Origin of the sequence: Lacinutrix sp. Bg11-31 (genome assembly GCF_002831665.1) — a bacterium.
In the GTDB taxonomy this organism is placed as follows: domain Bacteria; phylum Bacteroidota; class Bacteroidia; order Flavobacteriales; family Flavobacteriaceae; genus Lacinutrix.
The window spans coordinates 869,066-886,486 of sequence record NZ_CP025118.1 but is presented as its reverse complement, the minus strand read 5'-3'; the positions used below and the strand labels follow the sequence as shown (position 1 = coordinate 886,486).

General features: G+C 31.4%; 17 protein-coding genes. All 17 read right to left on the bottom strand.

Annotation, left to right across the window (positions count from 1 at the left end; all coding sequences use genetic code 11):
- Window positions 1–53: 53 nt before the first annotated feature.
- Window positions 54–635: an imidazole glycerol phosphate synthase subunit HisH gene (gene hisH / locus CW733_RS04115; protein WP_100995970.1), complete on the bottom strand. Its 582-nt coding sequence runs from the start codon at window positions 633–635 to the stop codon at window positions 54–56.
- Between the two features lie 125 nt (window positions 636–760).
- Entirely contained in the window at window positions 761–1,900 is a 1,140-nt protein-coding gene (gene hisB, locus CW733_RS04110; protein ID WP_100995968.1) for a bifunctional histidinol-phosphatase/imidazoleglycerol-phosphate dehydratase HisB, read from the bottom strand.
- A gap of 49 nt (window positions 1,901–1,949) precedes the next feature.
- Window positions 1,950–2,237, bottom strand: coding sequence for a GIY-YIG nuclease family protein (locus tag CW733_RS04105; RefSeq protein ID WP_100995966.1), 288 nt, complete (start codon window positions 2,235–2,237; stop codon window positions 1,950–1,952).
- A 36-nt stretch (window positions 2,238–2,273) separates the two neighbouring features.
- Window positions 2,274–3,317: a histidinol-phosphate transaminase gene (gene hisC, locus CW733_RS04100; protein ID WP_100995964.1), complete on the bottom strand. Its 1,044-nt coding sequence runs from the start codon at window positions 3,315–3,317 to the stop codon at window positions 2,274–2,276.
- Window positions 3,318–3,439: 122 nt separating this feature from the next.
- Window positions 3,440–4,726 carry a histidinol dehydrogenase gene (gene hisD / locus CW733_RS04095; RefSeq protein ID WP_100995962.1) on the bottom strand — a complete coding sequence of 429 codons (1,287 nt, stop codon included), beginning with the start codon at window positions 4,724–4,726 and terminating at the stop codon, window positions 3,440–3,442.
- An 86-nt stretch (window positions 4,727–4,812) separates the two neighbouring features.
- Entirely contained in the window at window positions 4,813–5,670 is an 858-nt protein-coding gene (hisG, locus tag CW733_RS04090; RefSeq protein ID WP_100995961.1) for an ATP phosphoribosyltransferase, read from the bottom strand.
- A gap of 335 nt (window positions 5,671–6,005) precedes the next feature.
- Window positions 6,006–6,818 (bottom strand): prohibitin family protein, encoded by an 813-nt coding sequence (locus CW733_RS04085; RefSeq protein WP_100995959.1) that lies wholly within the window; start codon window positions 6,816–6,818, stop codon window positions 6,006–6,008.
- Between the two features lie 14 nt (window positions 6,819–6,832).
- On the bottom strand, window positions 6,833–8,866 hold the full coding sequence (locus CW733_RS04080; RefSeq protein WP_100995957.1) for a VWA domain-containing protein: 2,034 nt from the start codon (window positions 8,864–8,866) through the stop codon (window positions 6,833–6,835).
- Window position 8,867: 1 nt separating this feature from the next.
- On the bottom strand, window positions 8,868–9,902 hold the full coding sequence (locus CW733_RS04075) for a hypothetical protein (RefSeq protein ID WP_157811535.1): 1,035 nt from the start codon (window positions 9,900–9,902) through the stop codon (window positions 8,868–8,870).
- A 25-nt stretch (window positions 9,903–9,927) separates the two neighbouring features.
- On the bottom strand, window positions 9,928–10,674 hold the full coding sequence (gene fabG / locus CW733_RS04070; protein ID WP_100995952.1) for a 3-oxoacyl-[acyl-carrier-protein] reductase: 747 nt from the start codon (window positions 10,672–10,674) through the stop codon (window positions 9,928–9,930).
- A 236-nt stretch (window positions 10,675–10,910) separates the two neighbouring features.
- A complete protein-coding gene (sucD, locus tag CW733_RS04065) occupies window positions 10,911–11,783 on the bottom strand; it encodes a succinate--CoA ligase subunit alpha (RefSeq protein WP_100995950.1) in 873 nt (290 codons plus the stop codon).
- A gap of 118 nt (window positions 11,784–11,901) precedes the next feature.
- On the bottom strand, window positions 11,902–12,309 hold the full coding sequence (locus tag CW733_RS04060; RefSeq protein ID WP_100995948.1) for a nuclear transport factor 2 family protein: 408 nt from the start codon (window positions 12,307–12,309) through the stop codon (window positions 11,902–11,904).
- 1 nt (window position 12,310) lies between these two features.
- Window positions 12,311–13,246, bottom strand: a complete 936-nt coding sequence (locus CW733_RS04055; RefSeq protein WP_100995946.1) for a UDP-3-O-(3-hydroxymyristoyl)glucosamine N-acyltransferase — start codon at window positions 13,244–13,246, stop codon at window positions 12,311–12,313.
- A 78-nt stretch (window positions 13,247–13,324) separates the two neighbouring features.
- Complete coding sequence (efp, locus tag CW733_RS04050; protein WP_100995944.1) at window positions 13,325–13,891, bottom strand: elongation factor P; 567 nt, start codon at window positions 13,889–13,891, stop codon at window positions 13,325–13,327.
- A gap of 121 nt (window positions 13,892–14,012) precedes the next feature.
- Window positions 14,013–14,798: an acyl-ACP--UDP-N-acetylglucosamine O-acyltransferase gene (gene lpxA, locus CW733_RS04045; RefSeq protein WP_100995942.1), complete on the bottom strand. Its 786-nt coding sequence runs from the start codon at window positions 14,796–14,798 to the stop codon at window positions 14,013–14,015.
- A 99-nt stretch (window positions 14,799–14,897) separates the two neighbouring features.
- Entirely contained in the window at window positions 14,898–16,304 is a 1,407-nt protein-coding gene (locus tag CW733_RS04040; RefSeq protein WP_100995940.1) for a bifunctional UDP-3-O-[3-hydroxymyristoyl] N-acetylglucosamine deacetylase/3-hydroxyacyl-ACP dehydratase, read from the bottom strand.
- Entirely contained in the window at window positions 16,291–17,319 is a 1,029-nt protein-coding gene (gene lpxD, locus CW733_RS04035) for a UDP-3-O-(3-hydroxymyristoyl)glucosamine N-acyltransferase (protein WP_100995938.1), read from the bottom strand. The genes CW733_RS04040 and lpxD overlap by 14 nt, the downstream gene beginning before the upstream one ends.
- Window positions 17,320–17,421 lie beyond the last annotated feature (102 nt).

Here is a 17,421-nt window from a genome sequence, read left to right as displayed (position 1 = left end):
ATGACAAAACATTATATCTTACTATTAAATTCTGAATCAAGTTCAGAAAAACTTTAAAGCGTCAAAAAATTCTTCAAAATTTGCTCTCCTACTACACTACTTTTCTCTGGATGAAATTGCACACCATAAAAATTATCTTTCTGTAATGCAGATGCGTAATTAAACTCATAATTTGTAGTTGCAATTTGCTCGTTACACGCTTCGGCATAAAAACTATGTACTAAATACATAAATGCATCTTCCTTAATGTCTTTAAACAATGGTGATTTTAATTCTGAAATAGTATTCCATCCCATTTGTGGCACTTTTACAGCATTTGAAAAACGTTTAACATCCACATTAAAAATACCTAAACCTTTTGTATTGCCTTCTTCCGAAGATTTACACATTAATTGCATACCCAAACAAATTCCTAAAACAGGCTGTTTTAAAGTTGGTATTAACGTATCTAATCCTGAGGCTCTAAGCATTTTCATTGCTGAGTTTGCTTCACCAACGCCTGGAAAAATTACTTTATCTGCAGCTTTTATTTCTTCTGGAGTGTTAGACAAAATAGCATCTACACCAAGTCTTTTAAAAGCAAATTGAATACTTTTAATATTTCCTGCTCCGTAATTTATTATAACTAGTTTCATAATAGGCTTGTTTTGTCAGTTCGAGTGAAATTTCTTTTTTTTGAAATTTTGTATTGAGAAATTTTCATGACTTCTCGATACAATTTCTCGTGCCTCAAAATCATTGGAAGTGACAATAATATAATTTAAAGCATTCCTTTAGTTGATGGTAAAAACATTTTATTTGAATCGCGCTTTACTGCCATTTTCATAGCTTTTGCAAAGGCTTTAAAAATGCCTTCTATTTTGTGGTGTTCATTTTTACCTTCAGCTTTTATATTTAAATTACATTTTGCACCATCTGTAAACGATTTAAATAAATGGAAAAACATTTCTGTTGGCATATCTCCTATTTTTTCACGTTTAAAATCTGCTTCCCACTCTAACCAATTTCTACCTCCAAAATCTACTGCTACTTGCGCTAAGCAGTCATCCATTGGTAAACAGAAACCGTAACGTTCTATTCCTAATTTGTTCCCTAAAGCTTTGTTGAATAACTCACCTAAAGCAATCATTGTATCTTCAATTGTGTGGTGTTCGTCTACTTCTAAATCACCTTTTACTTTAATGGTTAAATCCATTGCACCATGACGACCAATTTGGTCTAACATATGATCGAAAAAAGATAAACCCGTATCAATATCGTTTTTACCAGTACCATCAAGATTTAGTTTAATGTAAATCTGAGTTTCGTTAGTATTACGCGTAATTTCTTCTACACGATCTTCTAGTTTTAAAAACTCGTAAATAGCTTCCCAATCTGTACTTATTAAAGCGATACAGTCTAAGATTGCTTGTTTAGATGTTTCAATTTCATCTGCTCCTAATTCAAGGTTTTCAGATAAAAAGATACCTTTTGCTCCTAAATTTTTAGCCAATTCCATATCAGTAATTCTATCTCCTAATACAAAAGAGTTTTCTAAATCGTATTTATCTTTATCAAAATATTGCGTTAACAAACCTGTTCTTGGTTTGCGTGTTTCGGCATTTTCGTGAGGAAACGTTTTATCTATAAAAACTTCGGTAAAAACAACACCTTCTTTTTCGAAAGCGCTCATTACCTTGTTTTGAGCAGGCCAAAAGGTGTCTTCTGGAAAAGAATCTGTTCCTAAACCATCTTGATTTGTAACCATTACCAATTCGTAATCCAATTCTGAAGCTATTTTAGCCATATATTGAAACACTTTTGGGTAGAATTCTAACTTCTCTAAACTATCTAACTGATAATCTAATGGTGGCTCTAATACTAATGTTCCGTCTCTATCTATAAATAATATTTTTTTCATCATGATTAACGTGTTAATCAATCCTGAACTTGATTCAGGATCTTTTAAATTAAATTTCTAATATTTTTAAATCTGGATTCGTAACCTTTATAAGATCCCATTTCCATTCTTTATTCCAATTTTTAAGCTGCTTTTCTCTTGATTTAGCTTCTTTCATTGTTATGAATTTTTCAAAATGCAACAATTCATAACAATTATATTTTTTTGTAAATAAAGCTCCTGTTCCTAAACGATGTTGTTTTACTCTTTGTTTTAAATCTTTTGTATAACCAATATATAATACAGTTTTATTCTTATTACTTAGAATATAGCAATAGTATTTTTGATTATCATTCATAAGGGTTACTTCATTTTAAAAGTTCCTGAATCAAGTTCAGGATTTCGAAATTAATTGAAGGCATTCTATTAATTTCTCATTCTCCTCAGAAGTACCAATAGTAATACGAATACAGTTTTCTACTTGTGTATTTCTATTTCTAATAATTACTTTTTCTTCAATTAAATATTGATACGTTTTATTAGCGTTTTCAACCTCTACGAGTAAAAAATTAGCATCCGTTGGATGTATCTTTTTCACTATAGATAATGTACTCAAAGCTTCTTTTAACTTTGTTCTTTCGTCAAGAATTATTTGAATGTTTTCGGTAACTGCTTCAAAATTATTTAAACTTTTTATAACGGCTTCTTGATTTAAAGTACTGACATTATATGGTGGTTTTACACGATTATATAATTTTATAATGTCTTCGCTTGCATATGCAACTCCTACTCTAACACCTGCTAATCCCCAAGCTTTACTAAACGTTTGGCTTACTATTAAGTTATTGTATTTATTAATATTTTTAATAAATGATGTTTGTGCACTAAAATCTATATAAGCCTCATCAACTATAACTATGCCTTCAAAATTTCCTAAAACATATTCAATATCTTCAGGATTAACACTGTTTCCTGTTGGGTTATTTGGTGAACAGATAAAAATGATTTTTATGTCTTCGAAATCCAAATACGGTTGTAATTGGTTTAGGCTAATTTGAAAATCGTTAATTAACGGTTGTTTTATAATCTCAATATTATTGATATTCGCAGAGACATCGTACATTCCATAAGTTGGAGAAAACGTTAATACTTTGTCTTTTCCTGGTTCGCAAAAAATACGAAACGCTAAATCGATAACTTCATCGCTACCATTACCAATAAAAATTTGATTTGTTTCTACCGTTTTAAGTGCAGCTAACTTCTCTTTAATTTCTTTTTGTTGCGGATCTGGATATCTATTTAAGGTACCGAATGGGTTTTCATTCGCATCTAAAAAAACATCGGCAGTACCTTTAAACTCATCTCTTGCAGATAAATAAGGCTTTAAAGCTTTTATGTTGTCTCTAACGAGGTTGTTTATATTTACACTTTGTTTCATACTCTTATTGTTTGTCTGTTCGAGTGAAATTTCTTTTTCTGAAATTTTGTATCGAGAACCGTTTTATACTTCAAATGCTTCTCGATACAATTTCTCATACTTCGAAATCACTCGAAGTGATATTATTTTTCTAAATCTCGAAGTCTTAAAGTTACAGCGTTTTTATGCGCATGTAATCCTTCGGCTTCAGCCATTAACTCAATAGTGTTTCCAATATTTAAAATACCTTCTTTTGTTATTTTCTGGAACGTAATTGCTTTTGTAAAACTATCTAAATTCACTCCAGAATAGGCTTTACTAAATCCGTTAGTTGGTAAAGTATGGTTGGTTCCTGATGCATAATCTCCAGCACTTTCTGGTGTATAATTACCTATAAATACTGAGCCTGCGTTTCTTATATTATTTACAAAAAAATCGTTATTTCGTGTTGCAACAATTAAATGTTCTGGTGCATAATTATTAATTAATTCTAAAGCTAAATCTGCATCTTCAATAACAATAGCTTTAGAATTTGTAAGTGCTTTTTCTGCAATTTCCACTCTTGGCAATTCTAAGAGTTGCTTTTCAATTTCATTTTGTACAGATTCTATTAATTTTATTGAATCTGAAACTAAAATAACTTGACTATCTGCTCCATGTTCGGCTTGACTTAACAAATCTGAAGCAACATAAGCTGCATTTGCAGAATCGTCTGCAACAACCAACAACTCACTTGGTCCAGCAGGCATATCTATAGCGACACTAAACTTGGTTGCAATTTGCTTTGCAACGGTTACAAACTGATTTCCTGGTCCGAAAATTTTATAAACCTGAGGAATTGTTTCTGTACCAAACGTTAAACCTGCAATCGCTTGAATACCTCCAACTTTAATAATTTTAGTAACACCACATAAATTTGCTGTGTATAAAATTTCGTTAGCTACTTTACCTTCTTTATTTGGTGGTGTACATAATACCAATTCTTTACAACCAGCAATATTTGCAGGAGTTGCCAACATTAGTACTGTAGAAAATAATGGTGCAGTTCCGCCTGGAATATATAAACCAACTTTTTCTATTGGTCTTTTTTCTTGCCAACATTGAACACCTTTTACAGTTTCTACTTCAACTTTATCTGTTTTCTGAGCACTATGAAATGCTTCTATATTAGACTTCGCTTGCTTTATCGCTTGTTTTAATGCTTCAGAAACTAAAGCCGATGCCTTTTCTATTTCTTCAGCCGTAACAACATTTGAAGCCAATTCGCAACCATCAAATTTCTTAGTGTATTTAACAATGGCTTCGTCTCCATTTTTAGATACATCTTCAAAAACCTGATTCACAGTTTTCTCAATATCATCAACTGTTTGTGTTGGTCTTTTTAATAATTCTGACCAAGTTGATTTGTTTGGGTTTATTATTGTGTTCATATTTATTTTCCGCGAAAGCGGTAATCTTTTTAAATGACTTCTCGATACAATTTTTCGTACCTCAAAATCACTCGATGTGGTGTTAATTAAAGTACCATTTTTTCAATTGGACAAACCAATATCCCTTGAGCTCCTTTAGCTTTAAGCTCATCGATAACATCCCAAAATAAGTTTTTATCGATAACCGAGTGTACGCTACTCCAACCTTCTTCGGCTAATGGTAATACAGTTGGGCTTTTCATCCCTGGTAATATTGAAATAATTTCTTCTAATTTATCATTTGGCGCATTTAATAAAACGTATTTAGAATTCTGTCCTCTTAAAACCGATTGGATTCTAAATTGAATTTTATCAAGTAACGCTTCATTCTCTTTAGATAATTTTGGTGATTTTGCTAAAACAGCTTCAGATGTTAAAAGCACTTCTACTTCTTTTAATCCGTTTTTAAATAACGTACTTCCACTAGAAACAATATCACAAATACCATCAGCCAAGCCTATATTTGGAGCAATTTCTACAGAACCATTAATAATGTGAAGGTTTGCTTCTATTCCCTTTTTATCTAAAAAGTGCTTTACTGTATTTGGGTACGATGTTGCAATGCGCTTGCCTTCTAAATCTTTTAAACTTGATGCATTAGATTCTTTTGGTACTGCAATAGAAACTTTACATTTTGAAAAACCTAAGCGCTCTACAATTGGTAAATCGTTTCCTTTTTCTATTAAAACGTTCTCGCCAATAATAGCAATATCCACAACGCCATCTCTTAAGTACTGAGGTATATCGCCATTTCGTAGATAAAACACTTCTAAAGGAAAATTTCTAGCCGATGCTTTTAATTGGTCTTTTCCATTCTCGATAGAAATACCAATGTCTTTAAGAAGCTTCATCGAGTCTTCGTTTAATCTTCCTGATTTCTGTACTGCAATTCTAAGTTTACTCATCTTTGTGCCCGCGAAAGTGGGTATCTTTTTAATTCAACTTTAATTTTACTTCTCTTTTTTAAGATTCCCATTTTCATGGGAACTATTTTTAATCGCTTGCAAAGTGATTAAAAATAAAAAATCCGTTTGATTAGCTCAAACGGATTTAAAAATATGTTGATTTTATTCAATACATCTTCATCTCGCTTGATTGCAAGTATGAAAATGATGATGTAATTGAATAATGTTCATTTCTTTTATATTATTTACAAATATTGTAAAAATTAGTTTTTAAATCCTAATTAAAATAAATTAAAATTTAATTTTTATGAAATCCTTAAGATTTCAACCCTAATTTATTGATTTCCTAAAATAATAGGCATTCCACTTTCTCCAGATCCAATGATAATAACTTTACTATTAGGTGATTCAGACAATTTAACAGTAGCCTCAATACCTTTATCTTGTAAAATTTTATCTGTTAAAGAGGCGCTTAAAATACGGTTAGACTCTGCTTTACCTTTAGCGTCGATAATAACTTTTTGGGCTTCTTTTGCTGCTGTTACTAATCTAAATTCGTATTCTAAAGACTCCTGCTCTTGTTTTAATTTACGTTCAATCGCTTCCTTAATTGTTGGTGGCAATTTAACATCTTCTACTAAAACACGCTTTACATTTAAGAATTGCCCTTCTAATAATTTAGTGACTTCGTCTAAAATTTCTTGCTCAATAACATCACGTTTACTAGAATATAACTGCTCTGGTGTATAACGACCAACAACACTTCTTGCAGCTGCGTTTATAGCAGGATCTAATAATTCGCGCTCATAATCTTCACCTTTGGTTTTTATTAGCTTACCTAAATTTTCGTATTCTGGCTCGTACCATATAGTTCCGTTTACTTTTACCTCTAATCCATTTACAGATAATACGTTCATCTCGTCTGAAATTGATTGTTGACGCACTTTACGTACAATCATATCATTCCAAGGTGCTACAATATGAAAACCTTCTCCATAAGTTTTTTCTGTGTTAATACCATTTCCTAATCTTTCGAAAATAACACCTCCTTCTCCAGGACCAATTGTAACTGCTGATTTTACTACTAAAAATAGTATTAATACAATTCCTATTATTACAGGTACTCCTAATTTTGGTAATTTCTCCATTTCTTATTTTTAAATTATATTAATCCGTTATATTTTCTCAGAAACCATTCTATTGCAAGCGTTAATGCTATTAGCGCAAGAAGGTATTTCCAATCGATTAAAGGTACGATATTTTTAATGCTTTTTTGCATAGGTTTATAACGATTGTCATTAATTAAATCTTTTATCAACGTATTGTAATCACTAATAAAATAGGCACCTCCTTTACTTTGATTTGCAATGGTTTTTAATTTTGAAACATTAGCATTTATAAACTGCTGCTCAACATTATATTCTAATATTTTAAAATTACCAGATTTCGAAATATTTTCACGAGTTGCCTTTACTGTAAAAGTGTAATCTGAAGCTGGTAACGTACTTAAATCGACTTGATAGTTGTTGTTTTTTAAAATGAAAGGAATTGTTTTAGACGTTTTATTAACCTTGTCTGTTATGATAACATTTAAGCTTTCATTAGCATCAAACTCATAGTTTTTGTTAAAAAACTGAGCAGACATTACTATATTGCTACTTCCTTGGTAAAAGGATTCGTAATCCAGATTTAATCTGTTTTTGCGTTTATTAGACGCTAGATACTGTATTAGTTTTCCTGTAAAATTATCGAAAGCATTAAAACCTTCTGTATTAATAAAACTTTGTGCTCTCCATTTCCATAAGCTTTCACCAAATAAGACAGCTTCTCGCCTTTCGTTAATTTCGAAAGTTGCCAAAAGTGGTTCTTCAGTATTTATAGATCCTATTTTTTTATAAAGGATACTTTCAAAAGGAACAGAAAAAGTAGGTTCTCCAAAATTAGCTAGTAAAGGTGGGAATGATTCGAAATCTAAATCGTCCACAATAAACGAACTGTAATTTACATTCAATGCTGGTTGATAATCTTCAGTTTGAGAAGTTATATCGTGTTGGTAATTTTCACTAACTTTATTCAAGAATTTGAAGTCTGTCTTTGAACCAGCAATTACAAATTTGTTTTTATTTTGAAGCTTTAAAGCTTCAAACAAAGAGCTAAAGCTATTGTTTGGTTGATACACAATAACCAATTGAAAATCATTTAATTGATTAATAGCCTCTTGTGGTTTTAAAAATACCACTTCACGTTGCTCGTTAGTCTCAATACTCTTTTTTAGCATTCCTAAATCTGGATGCAAAACTGAGCTTACAATAGCTACTTTTGTTTTTTCATCTACTACTTCTACTGCAAAATTATTACTATTATTTGCTTTATTTTTTTCTGTAGCAATAGGAATTATAGATGCTCTATAACTTTTTACACCAACACTATTTGCTGGTAAAGTAAAGTTTAAGATTTTAGAATTATCGTTTTCAGAAAAACTTAAATTCTTAGAATACAAAGTACTCTTTCCTGAAGTTACTACAAATTTAGTATTTACGTTTTGATCTCCATTGTAAACCAAAATCGCTTCTACAGGAAACTTGTTCTTTAAAAACGCGTATTTATTGACGTTAAGTTGTTTTAGTTTTAAATCTGAATAACGCGTGGTATCACCAATAACTATTGGATAAATAGGCTGATTATATTTTTTAGCTGAATACTCGTAATCGTTTCCGTAGGTTTGATTTCCATCAGAAATAATAATGGATGGAGACACTGTTCTTTTATAAACCTGACTTAACTCCCTAAAAGCCTTATCAATATTGGTTTGATTCTCTGTAAATGATAATGAATCTGAAGCATTAAGCGTATTTCCAAAGGAAAATACATCAATATTAAATTTATTCTTTAGCTTTTTATCTTCTTTAATACGTTGTACTATACTAGCAACATTCTCTTCTTGGTTAAAGTATTTTATAGAATTAGAATTGTCTACAGCCACTACCAAGTTAGGTTTTTCGTTATAAACGTTTACTTGTTCTAACTTAGGATTGATAAGTAATAGTAGCACACCAAAAATGCTTAAAAAACGAAAAAAAGCAAAAAGCGCATTCTTTTTAGATGCTTCTTTTACTTTGTGTTTATATTGAAAAAGCGCTAATAAAAGCGCTACGATTCCAGCTAATATAATCAATAAGAGTGTTTGTGTAGACAAGTTATTTTTTTAATGCTTTTTTAATTTTACTATTTATATTTTCAATATGTCTTGATTTCAAATTATACGAAGACATAACGCCTGCTATATAATTACGATATACTATTTCTCCAGTTTTAGAATTGACAATATGCACAAATTTTTGAGCATTCACTCTCACATAACGCAGATAATAAAATTCTTCACCTGATAATATCCTTCTATCTATTTCATTTTTATCTTGAAATTCAAACTTGTACTTGTAATTCTCAATTACTTTTTCAAAGCCTTCTTTATCCTTCGAAGCTTTTCTTTTCCATGGATTATATTTTATAAAATGATAATTTGGAATATATAAAGTATGCTTTGCTAGTTTTTTTAATTCTGGCAGAAAATCATTCTCATACATCCAGTACTCTTGACCTGATTTTAATTGATTATTTACTTTTTGAAAATAATTTTTAAGGAAACCCGTTTTATAATTATAAAAAACATCTTTATTATAGATAGAGTCCATTATTACTGATGATTTCTCTCTTAAAGCAGTTGGCACAAATGTATCTTTAGGAAATAGGTCTACTCTAGCTAATTTAATTTTATTAGACTCAAATGCTTTTTCATATTTCTTTTTATACCTCGAACTACTTTTATCTAATTTACTTAAATCATTTTCTAAACCTTCTCCATCGAGCATAAAAAAGTTAATGTAGATATACAAGTATTCTAATTTACCACCAGATTCCATTTCTTTTGTTATGTGGTAACCTTCTAAATTTGCAAAAGAATAATCGCCAACAGTATAATCTAAGAGATTAAAATCTTTACGATACATTAATTTATAAGGCGTAATATCCCAAGAACTATCTAATATTTCTTTGTAAGTATTAGCGTCAATGATATCTGATAATACAAATATAGTTTCAGTTTTTTTAAACTTATCTAAACGTCCTTTAGGAAATTTTTTTTGTTTCCCAACGTGCCTTGCTCCAATGCTAACTTGTGCGTTTACAGCTGATAACACAAACAGGCATAGTAAAAAAAATAATTGTTTTTTCATAAATCACATGGCCTTAAGCCGTTTATTATGTTAACATTCCTCCATCAACATTCAAGGTCTGTCCTGTAACATAAGCAGACATATCACTAGCTAAGAATACACAAACATTTGCAATATCCTCTGGAGTTCCACCACGCTTTAATGGAATTGCATTACGCCATGATTTTACAGTTTCCTCGTCTAACTTTGCAGTCATTTCAGTTTCAATAAAACCTGGAGCGATTACGTTACTTCTAATGTTTCTAGATCCTAACTCTAAAGCTACAGACTTAGAAAAACCAATAATACCAGCTTTAGAAGCTGCATAGTTTGTTTGTCCAGCGTTTCCTTTAACACCAACAACAGAACTCATATTAATTATAGAACCTTTACGTTGCTTAAGCATTGTACGCTGTACAGCTTTTGTCATATTGAAAACAGATTTAAGATTTACCTCGATTACTTTATCGAAATCTGCCTCACCCATTCTCATTAACAAATTATCTTTTGTAATTCCTGCGTTATTAACTAATATATCGATACTTCCAAATTCTGCTAAAACATCTTCAGCTAATTGTTGAGATTCATCAAAGTTTGCTGCGTTACTTTTATATCCTTTTGCCTTAACTCCTAAAGCATTTAATTCTTTTTCTAACGCGTTAGCTGCTTCTACTGAAGAACTGTAAGTAAATGCTACATTAGCTCCTTGCTGTGCGAATACTTCTGCTATACCTTTTCCAATACCACGACTAGCTCCTGTAATTATTGCTGTTTTACCTTCTAAAAGTTTCATGTGTTTTTAATTTATTGTTTTTATAATTCACATACTGTTCGCTATTTATCATCTCGTTAAGCGATAGACTTTTTAGCATGCTCGTTTCATATAAAAAATTGGTTTAATTCTATTTCCGATGGTTTACGGAGTATTAATTTTTGTATTTCAAATATAGTAATTACTATCTTCTTCATAATAAAAAACCTCACAATTAATTAATAATTGTGAGGTTATACTATATAAATATTAAAATTTTATCCTAAAACTTCTTTTACTTTTTTACCTATTTCTGCAGGAGAATCTACTACGTGAATTCCACATGTTCTCATAATTGCTTTTTTAGCTTGAGCAGTATCATCACTTCCTCCAACAATTGCTCCAGCATGTCCCATAGTACGACCTGCAGGCGCAGTTTCTCCAGCAATAAAACCAATAACTGGCTTTTTAGATCCACTAGCTTTATACCAATTAGCAGCATCTGCTTCTAATTGACCACCAATTTCACCAATCATTACTACACACTCCGTTTCTGGATCGTTTATTAATAACTCAACAGCTTCTTTAGTTGTTGTTCCAATAATTGGATCTCCACCAATACCAATTGCAGTAGTAATACCTAAACCTTGTTTTACAACCTGGTCAGCAGCTTCGTACGTTAATGTTCCTGATTTAGAAACAATACCAACAGTACCTTTTTTAAAAACAAAACCTGGCATAATACCAACTTTAGCTTCACCTGGAGTAATAACTCCTGGACAGTTTGGTCCAATTAATCTACAGTCTTTTCCTTTGATGTAATCTGATGCTACAATCATATCTGCAACAGGAATACCTTCAGTAATACAAATAATTACTTTAATTCCTGCATCTGCAGCTTCCATAATAGCATCTGCAGCAAAAGCAGGTGGCACAAAAATAATTGTTGTGTCTGCTCCTACTTTTACAACAGCTTCTTCAACTGTATTAAAAACAGGTCTATCTAAGTGTGTTTGACCTCCTTTTCCTGGAGTTACACCACCAACAACATTTGTTCCGTACTCAATCATTTGTCCAGCATGAAATGTTCCTTCACTACCAGTAAATCCTTGAACTATAATTTTTGAATCTTTGTTTACTAAAACGCTCATTTGTATGTTTTTTGTCCCATTGTCTTTTCAGACATTTCCCAAAGGGAAACAAAAATGGAGTTGTTTTTATTTATCTGCTACAAAAGTAAGTTTTTGATAGCTATTTTTTTAATCTATTTTAATTTTTTATTTCTAAAAATGAATTTGAATCTAAAGTTTTTCCATCTGCTTGTTGGCTAATTTCATGGCAACGAAATAATTTACCATCTTTCACTTCCCAAATAGATATATAATGAGCCATAGGTGTCTCATTATCTGGGTCTTCTATAGTTTGACCATATAATGTATGCCTGCTAGTTACAAATCCATTATCTTCTAAGAGGTGACTAATTTGAAATCTTATTGAGCTGTATGATTTACGCGTACCTTCAAAAAAATCAACAATATCATTATATTTTAAAATCATAAAGCCATGACTACTATTCCAATGCATTATACACTCTTTATGAAAGAATTTTGAAACCACATCTGCATCATTTGCAATATCCGATTCATAAAAGGCTTTTACCAATGCTTTAGTTGACATATTATTTGTTTTTTAGTTGATCTATAATATTAGGAATTTGCTTAACATAAGCTAGTTCCTTTAATTTAACTCGAGCCTCTTCAACTGGAGTGCCAAAATAACTTTTTCCACCAGCAACAGACTTTGTAACTCCTGTTTGGCCAAGAATAACAGCTTTTTTACCAATAGTAATTCCACTATTTGTACCTACCTGTCCCCAAATTGTTACCTCGTCTTCAATAATACAACAACCAGCAATCCCTACTTGCGATGCAATAAGGCATTTTTTCCCAATAACAGTATCATGTCCAACCTGTATTTGATTATCCAATTTTGAACCAGCACCAATAGTTGTATCTCCTGTTACTCCTTTATCTATAGTACATAAAGCACCAATATCTACGTTATCTTCTATAACAACGCGGCCTCCAGAAACTAATGGATCGAAACCTTCTGGTCTGTTTTTATAATAGAAAGCACTTGCTCCTAAAATAGTTCCAGAATGTATCGTCACATTATTACCAATAACTGAATCGTCATAAATAGTAACATTTGCATGAATAATACAATTATCTCCAATTGTTACATTGTTACCAATAAAACAATTAGGCTGTATTACTGTATGCTCTCCTATTTTAGCTGAAGCTGATATACTACTTGTAGCGGCTTGAAAAGGTTTAAAATGATGCGTTAATTTATTGAAATCACGAAAAGGATCCTCACTTATTAATAATGCTTTTCCTTCTGGACAATCTACGTCTTTGTTAATTAAAACAATAGTAGCAGCAGATTGTAATGCTTTATCGTAATACTTTGGATGATCTACAAAAACAATATCTCCAGGTTCTACTACGTGAATTTCATTCATTCCTAAAACCTGAAAATTATCTGCTCCAACGTAATCACAATCAATTATTTGAGCAACTTGTTTTAAGGTATATGGATTTGGGAATTTCATTTTTCAATTATCATTTAACAATTTTCATTTAACAACGTTCTTTACAATTGTTAAATGGAAATTGTTTAGTGTATAAATTTATTCTTTTACACGTTCTTTATACGTTCCTTTTGCAGTTTCAACCTTAATTTTATCACCTTCATTTATAAATAAAGGGACGTTTACTTCTGCTCCAGTTTCAACAGTTGCAGGCTTTGTTGCATTAGTTGCCGTATTCCCTTTTACTCCTGGCTCTGTAGCTGTAATCTCTAATATAACTGTTGCAGGTAATTCTACCGACAAAGGCATATTGTCTTCCGTATTAATTTGAATAGTCACGACCTCTCCTTCCTTCATTAATCCAGGATTATCTAAAGCAGATTCTAAAAGCCTTATTTGAGTATAATCTGATTCATTCATAAAATGATAAAATTCGCCATCATTATATAAATACTGAAATTTATGAGTCTCTACACGAACATCTTCTAACTTATGTCCTGCAGAAAATGTATTATCTAATACTTTTCCGTTGGTAACACTTTTCATTTTAGTACGAACAAAAGCAGGACCTTTTCCTGGCTTTACGTGTAAGAACTCAATAATTTTATAAATATCATTATTGTATTTAATACATAATCCGTTTCTTATATCTGAAGTAGTAGCCATTTTATTGTTTGTTATTAAGTTGTTTGTTGTTGAGTTGATTATTACTTACAGTTTTAGCCTGAACTAAAACGACAAGATTTTTCTCTTTTTTTTATTATTTAAGCTCTCTTATACAAAAGAATTAATTTGATTTGAAGTAACCTTTCATAATTCCACGATGAGAATTCTTAATAAATTGAAGAATTTCGTCACGCTCTGTCGTTGCTTCCATTTCTGCTTCTAAAATACTTGCAGCTTGGGTATTGTTATAATTTTTTTGATATAATATTCTATAAATATCTTGGATCTCTCTAATTTTCTCTGTTGCATAACCTCTACGCCTTAATCCTACAGAATTAATACCAACGTAAGATAAAGGTTCTCTACCTGCTTTTACAAAAGGTGGCACATCTTTTCTTACTAAAGATCCACCAGTTACAAATGCATGGTTTCCTACAGAACAAAACTGGTGTACTGCAGTCATTCCTGCCAATATAACATAATCTCCAATAGTAACATGTCCTGCGAGCGTACTGTTGTTAGAAAAAATACAATTATTACCAACAATACAATCATGTGCAATATGGCAATACGCCATTATTAAACAGTCATCTCCGATAATCGTTTTCATTCTATCAGTTGTACCTCTATTTATAGTAACACATTCTCTTATAGTTACATTATTACCAATAATAGTTAAAGTATCTTCATCATCATACTTTAAATCTTGTGGTACTGCAGAGATTACAGAACCAGGAAATATACTACAGTTTTTACCTATACGAGCACCTTCCATAATGGTAACATTACTTCCAATCCAAGTTCCTTCTCCAATGGTAACGTTGTTGTATATAGTTGTAAAAGGCTCAATAACCACGTTCTTTGCGATTTTTGCTCCTGGATGTACGTATGCTAATGGTTGGTTCATTTTTGTGAAATTATTTTAAGCTGTAAAAAATGTATTTGATATTAAAGGTTTCTTCTTAAAAAATTACAAAGTATTTACTTTGTTCCTTTTTTTATAAAATTACTTAATTTTAGATATTTGTGCCATTAATTCGGCTTCTGCACATAGTTTCCCATTTGCATAGGCGTAGCCTTGCATGTGGCAAATACCTCTTCTAATAGGTGTTATTAGTTCACATTTAAAAATTAATGTATCTCCAGGAACTACTTTTTGTTTAAACTTTACTTTATCCATTTTCATGAAGAATGTTAAGTAATTTTCTGGATCCGGAACAGTACTTAAAACTAAAATACCTCCTGTTTGCGCCATCGCTTCTACAATTAAAACGCCTGGCATTACTGGTGAACCTGGAAAATGACCTTTAAAGAACTCTTCGTTCATGGTCACATTCTTCATACCAATAACCTTACTACTTGTTAGCTCAAAAACCTTATCAATTAGTAAAAAAGGCTGCCTATGTGGCAACATATCCATTATTTGATTAACGTCCATTAGTGGTGTTTGATTTAAATCTACCACAGGAACATTATTACGTCTTTCGTTTTTAATTAATTTAGACATTTTCTTTGCAAACTGCGTATTCACAAAGTGCCCTGGTTTATTAGCAATCACCTTACCACGAATTCGTGTACCAATTAACGCTAAATCTCCAATTACATCTAGCAACTTATGTCTTGCAGCTTCGTTAGGGTGGTGTAAAGTTAAATTATCAAGTATACCATTAGCGTTTACAGCGATAGCATCCTTATTAAAAGCAATTTGCAGTTTTTTCATTGTTTCTGGCGACAATTCTTTGTCTACATAAACAATAGCATTGTTTAAATCTCCTCCTTTAATTAAACCATGTTCTAAAAGCGACTCTAATTCATGTAAAAAACTAAATGTACGAGAATCTGCAATATCTTTTTTGAAATCTGATAAACGATTAAGCGTAGCATTTTGAGTTCCTAAAACTTTAGTCCCAAAATCTACCATAGTAGTTATTTGGTATTCTTTTGCTGGCATTACTAATATTTCACTACCAGATTCTTCATCTACATAAGAAATTACATCTTTTACAACATATTCTTCCCTAAAAGCCTCTAACTCTACAATTCCAGATTTTTCGATGGCTTCTACAAAGAATTTTGAAGAACCATCCATAATTGGAGGTTCAGAGTTATCTAATTCTATAATTGCGTTATCTATATCTAGACCTACAAATGCTGCTAAAACATGCTCACATGTTTGTATGGTTACACCATTTTTTTCTAAACAAGTACCTCGCTGTGTGTTGGTAACATAGTTAGCATCTGCCTCTATAATTGGACTGCCTTCAAGATCTATTCGTTTAAAAGCGAATCCAGAATTTGCTGGAGCAGGTTTAAAAGTTAAAGACACACTTTTTCCTGTATGTAATCCTACACCAGTTAAAGAGACTTCACTGCCAATTGTTTTCTGTTTAATTTCCGAATTAATTATTGCCATTTCCTTTTTTTTCTAATTCGTTTATAGTTTTTACTAGTTTAGGTAAGTTTTTAAAGTAAACATAAGATTTATTCCAGTCTCCATAACCAAAAGCTGGTGAGCCTTGCAAAATCTCGTCATCCTTAATATTCTTTCCTACTCCAGACTGCGCTTGTATTTTTACATTATTTCCAATTACTAAATGTCCAGCAAAACCTACCTGACCTCCAATTTGGCAATTTTCACCAATTTTAGTCGAGCCTGCAATACCTGTTTGTGCAGCAATTACTGTGTTTTTGCCAATTTCAACATTATGCGCAATCTGAATTTGATTGTCTAATTTAACACCTTTTCTAATAATTGTAGAACCTAATGTTGCTCTATCTATTGTGGTAGCAGCTCCAACATCTACAAAATCTTCTAGGATTACATTTCCTATTTGTGGTACTTTATCATATTCTCCTGCTTCATTTGGTGCAAAACCAAAACCGTCTGCTCCAATTATTACTCCTGAATTAATTACACAGTTTTTACCGATAATGCATTCCGAATAAATTTTTGCTCCAGCAAACAGTACTGTATCATTACCAATAGTTACATTGTCTCCAATATAACATCCTGGAAAAATTTTAACATTATCTCCAATAATTACATTATTCCCGATGTAAGAAAATGCTCCAACGTAAATATCACCTCCTACTGTTGCAGAGTCTGATATAAAAGATGGCTGCTCAATTCCAAACTTATTAAGTTTAACTTGATTGTAGTATTCTAATAGTTTTGAAAACGATTTATAAGCATCGTCAACTTTAATTAAGGTTGTTGTAATTTCTTGCTCTGGCTCGAAATCTTTATTTACAATTGCAATTGATGCTTTTGTACTATATATATAAGGAGTGTATTTGGGATTAGCCAAAAATGTTAATGCGCCTTCGACACCTTCTTCTATTTTTGATAATTTAGAAACTTCTACTTGTGGATTACCAACAATGTCACCTTCTAAAATACCAGCTATTTGTTCTGCTGTAAATTTCATCTCTCGCAAAAATAGAAAAAATGTATCATATATTGTGGAAAGTTGTTAAGTTGTTTGATGTATTGTTGTTGGCTTGGCTTAAAAGGTGTTTTTAGCACTTAT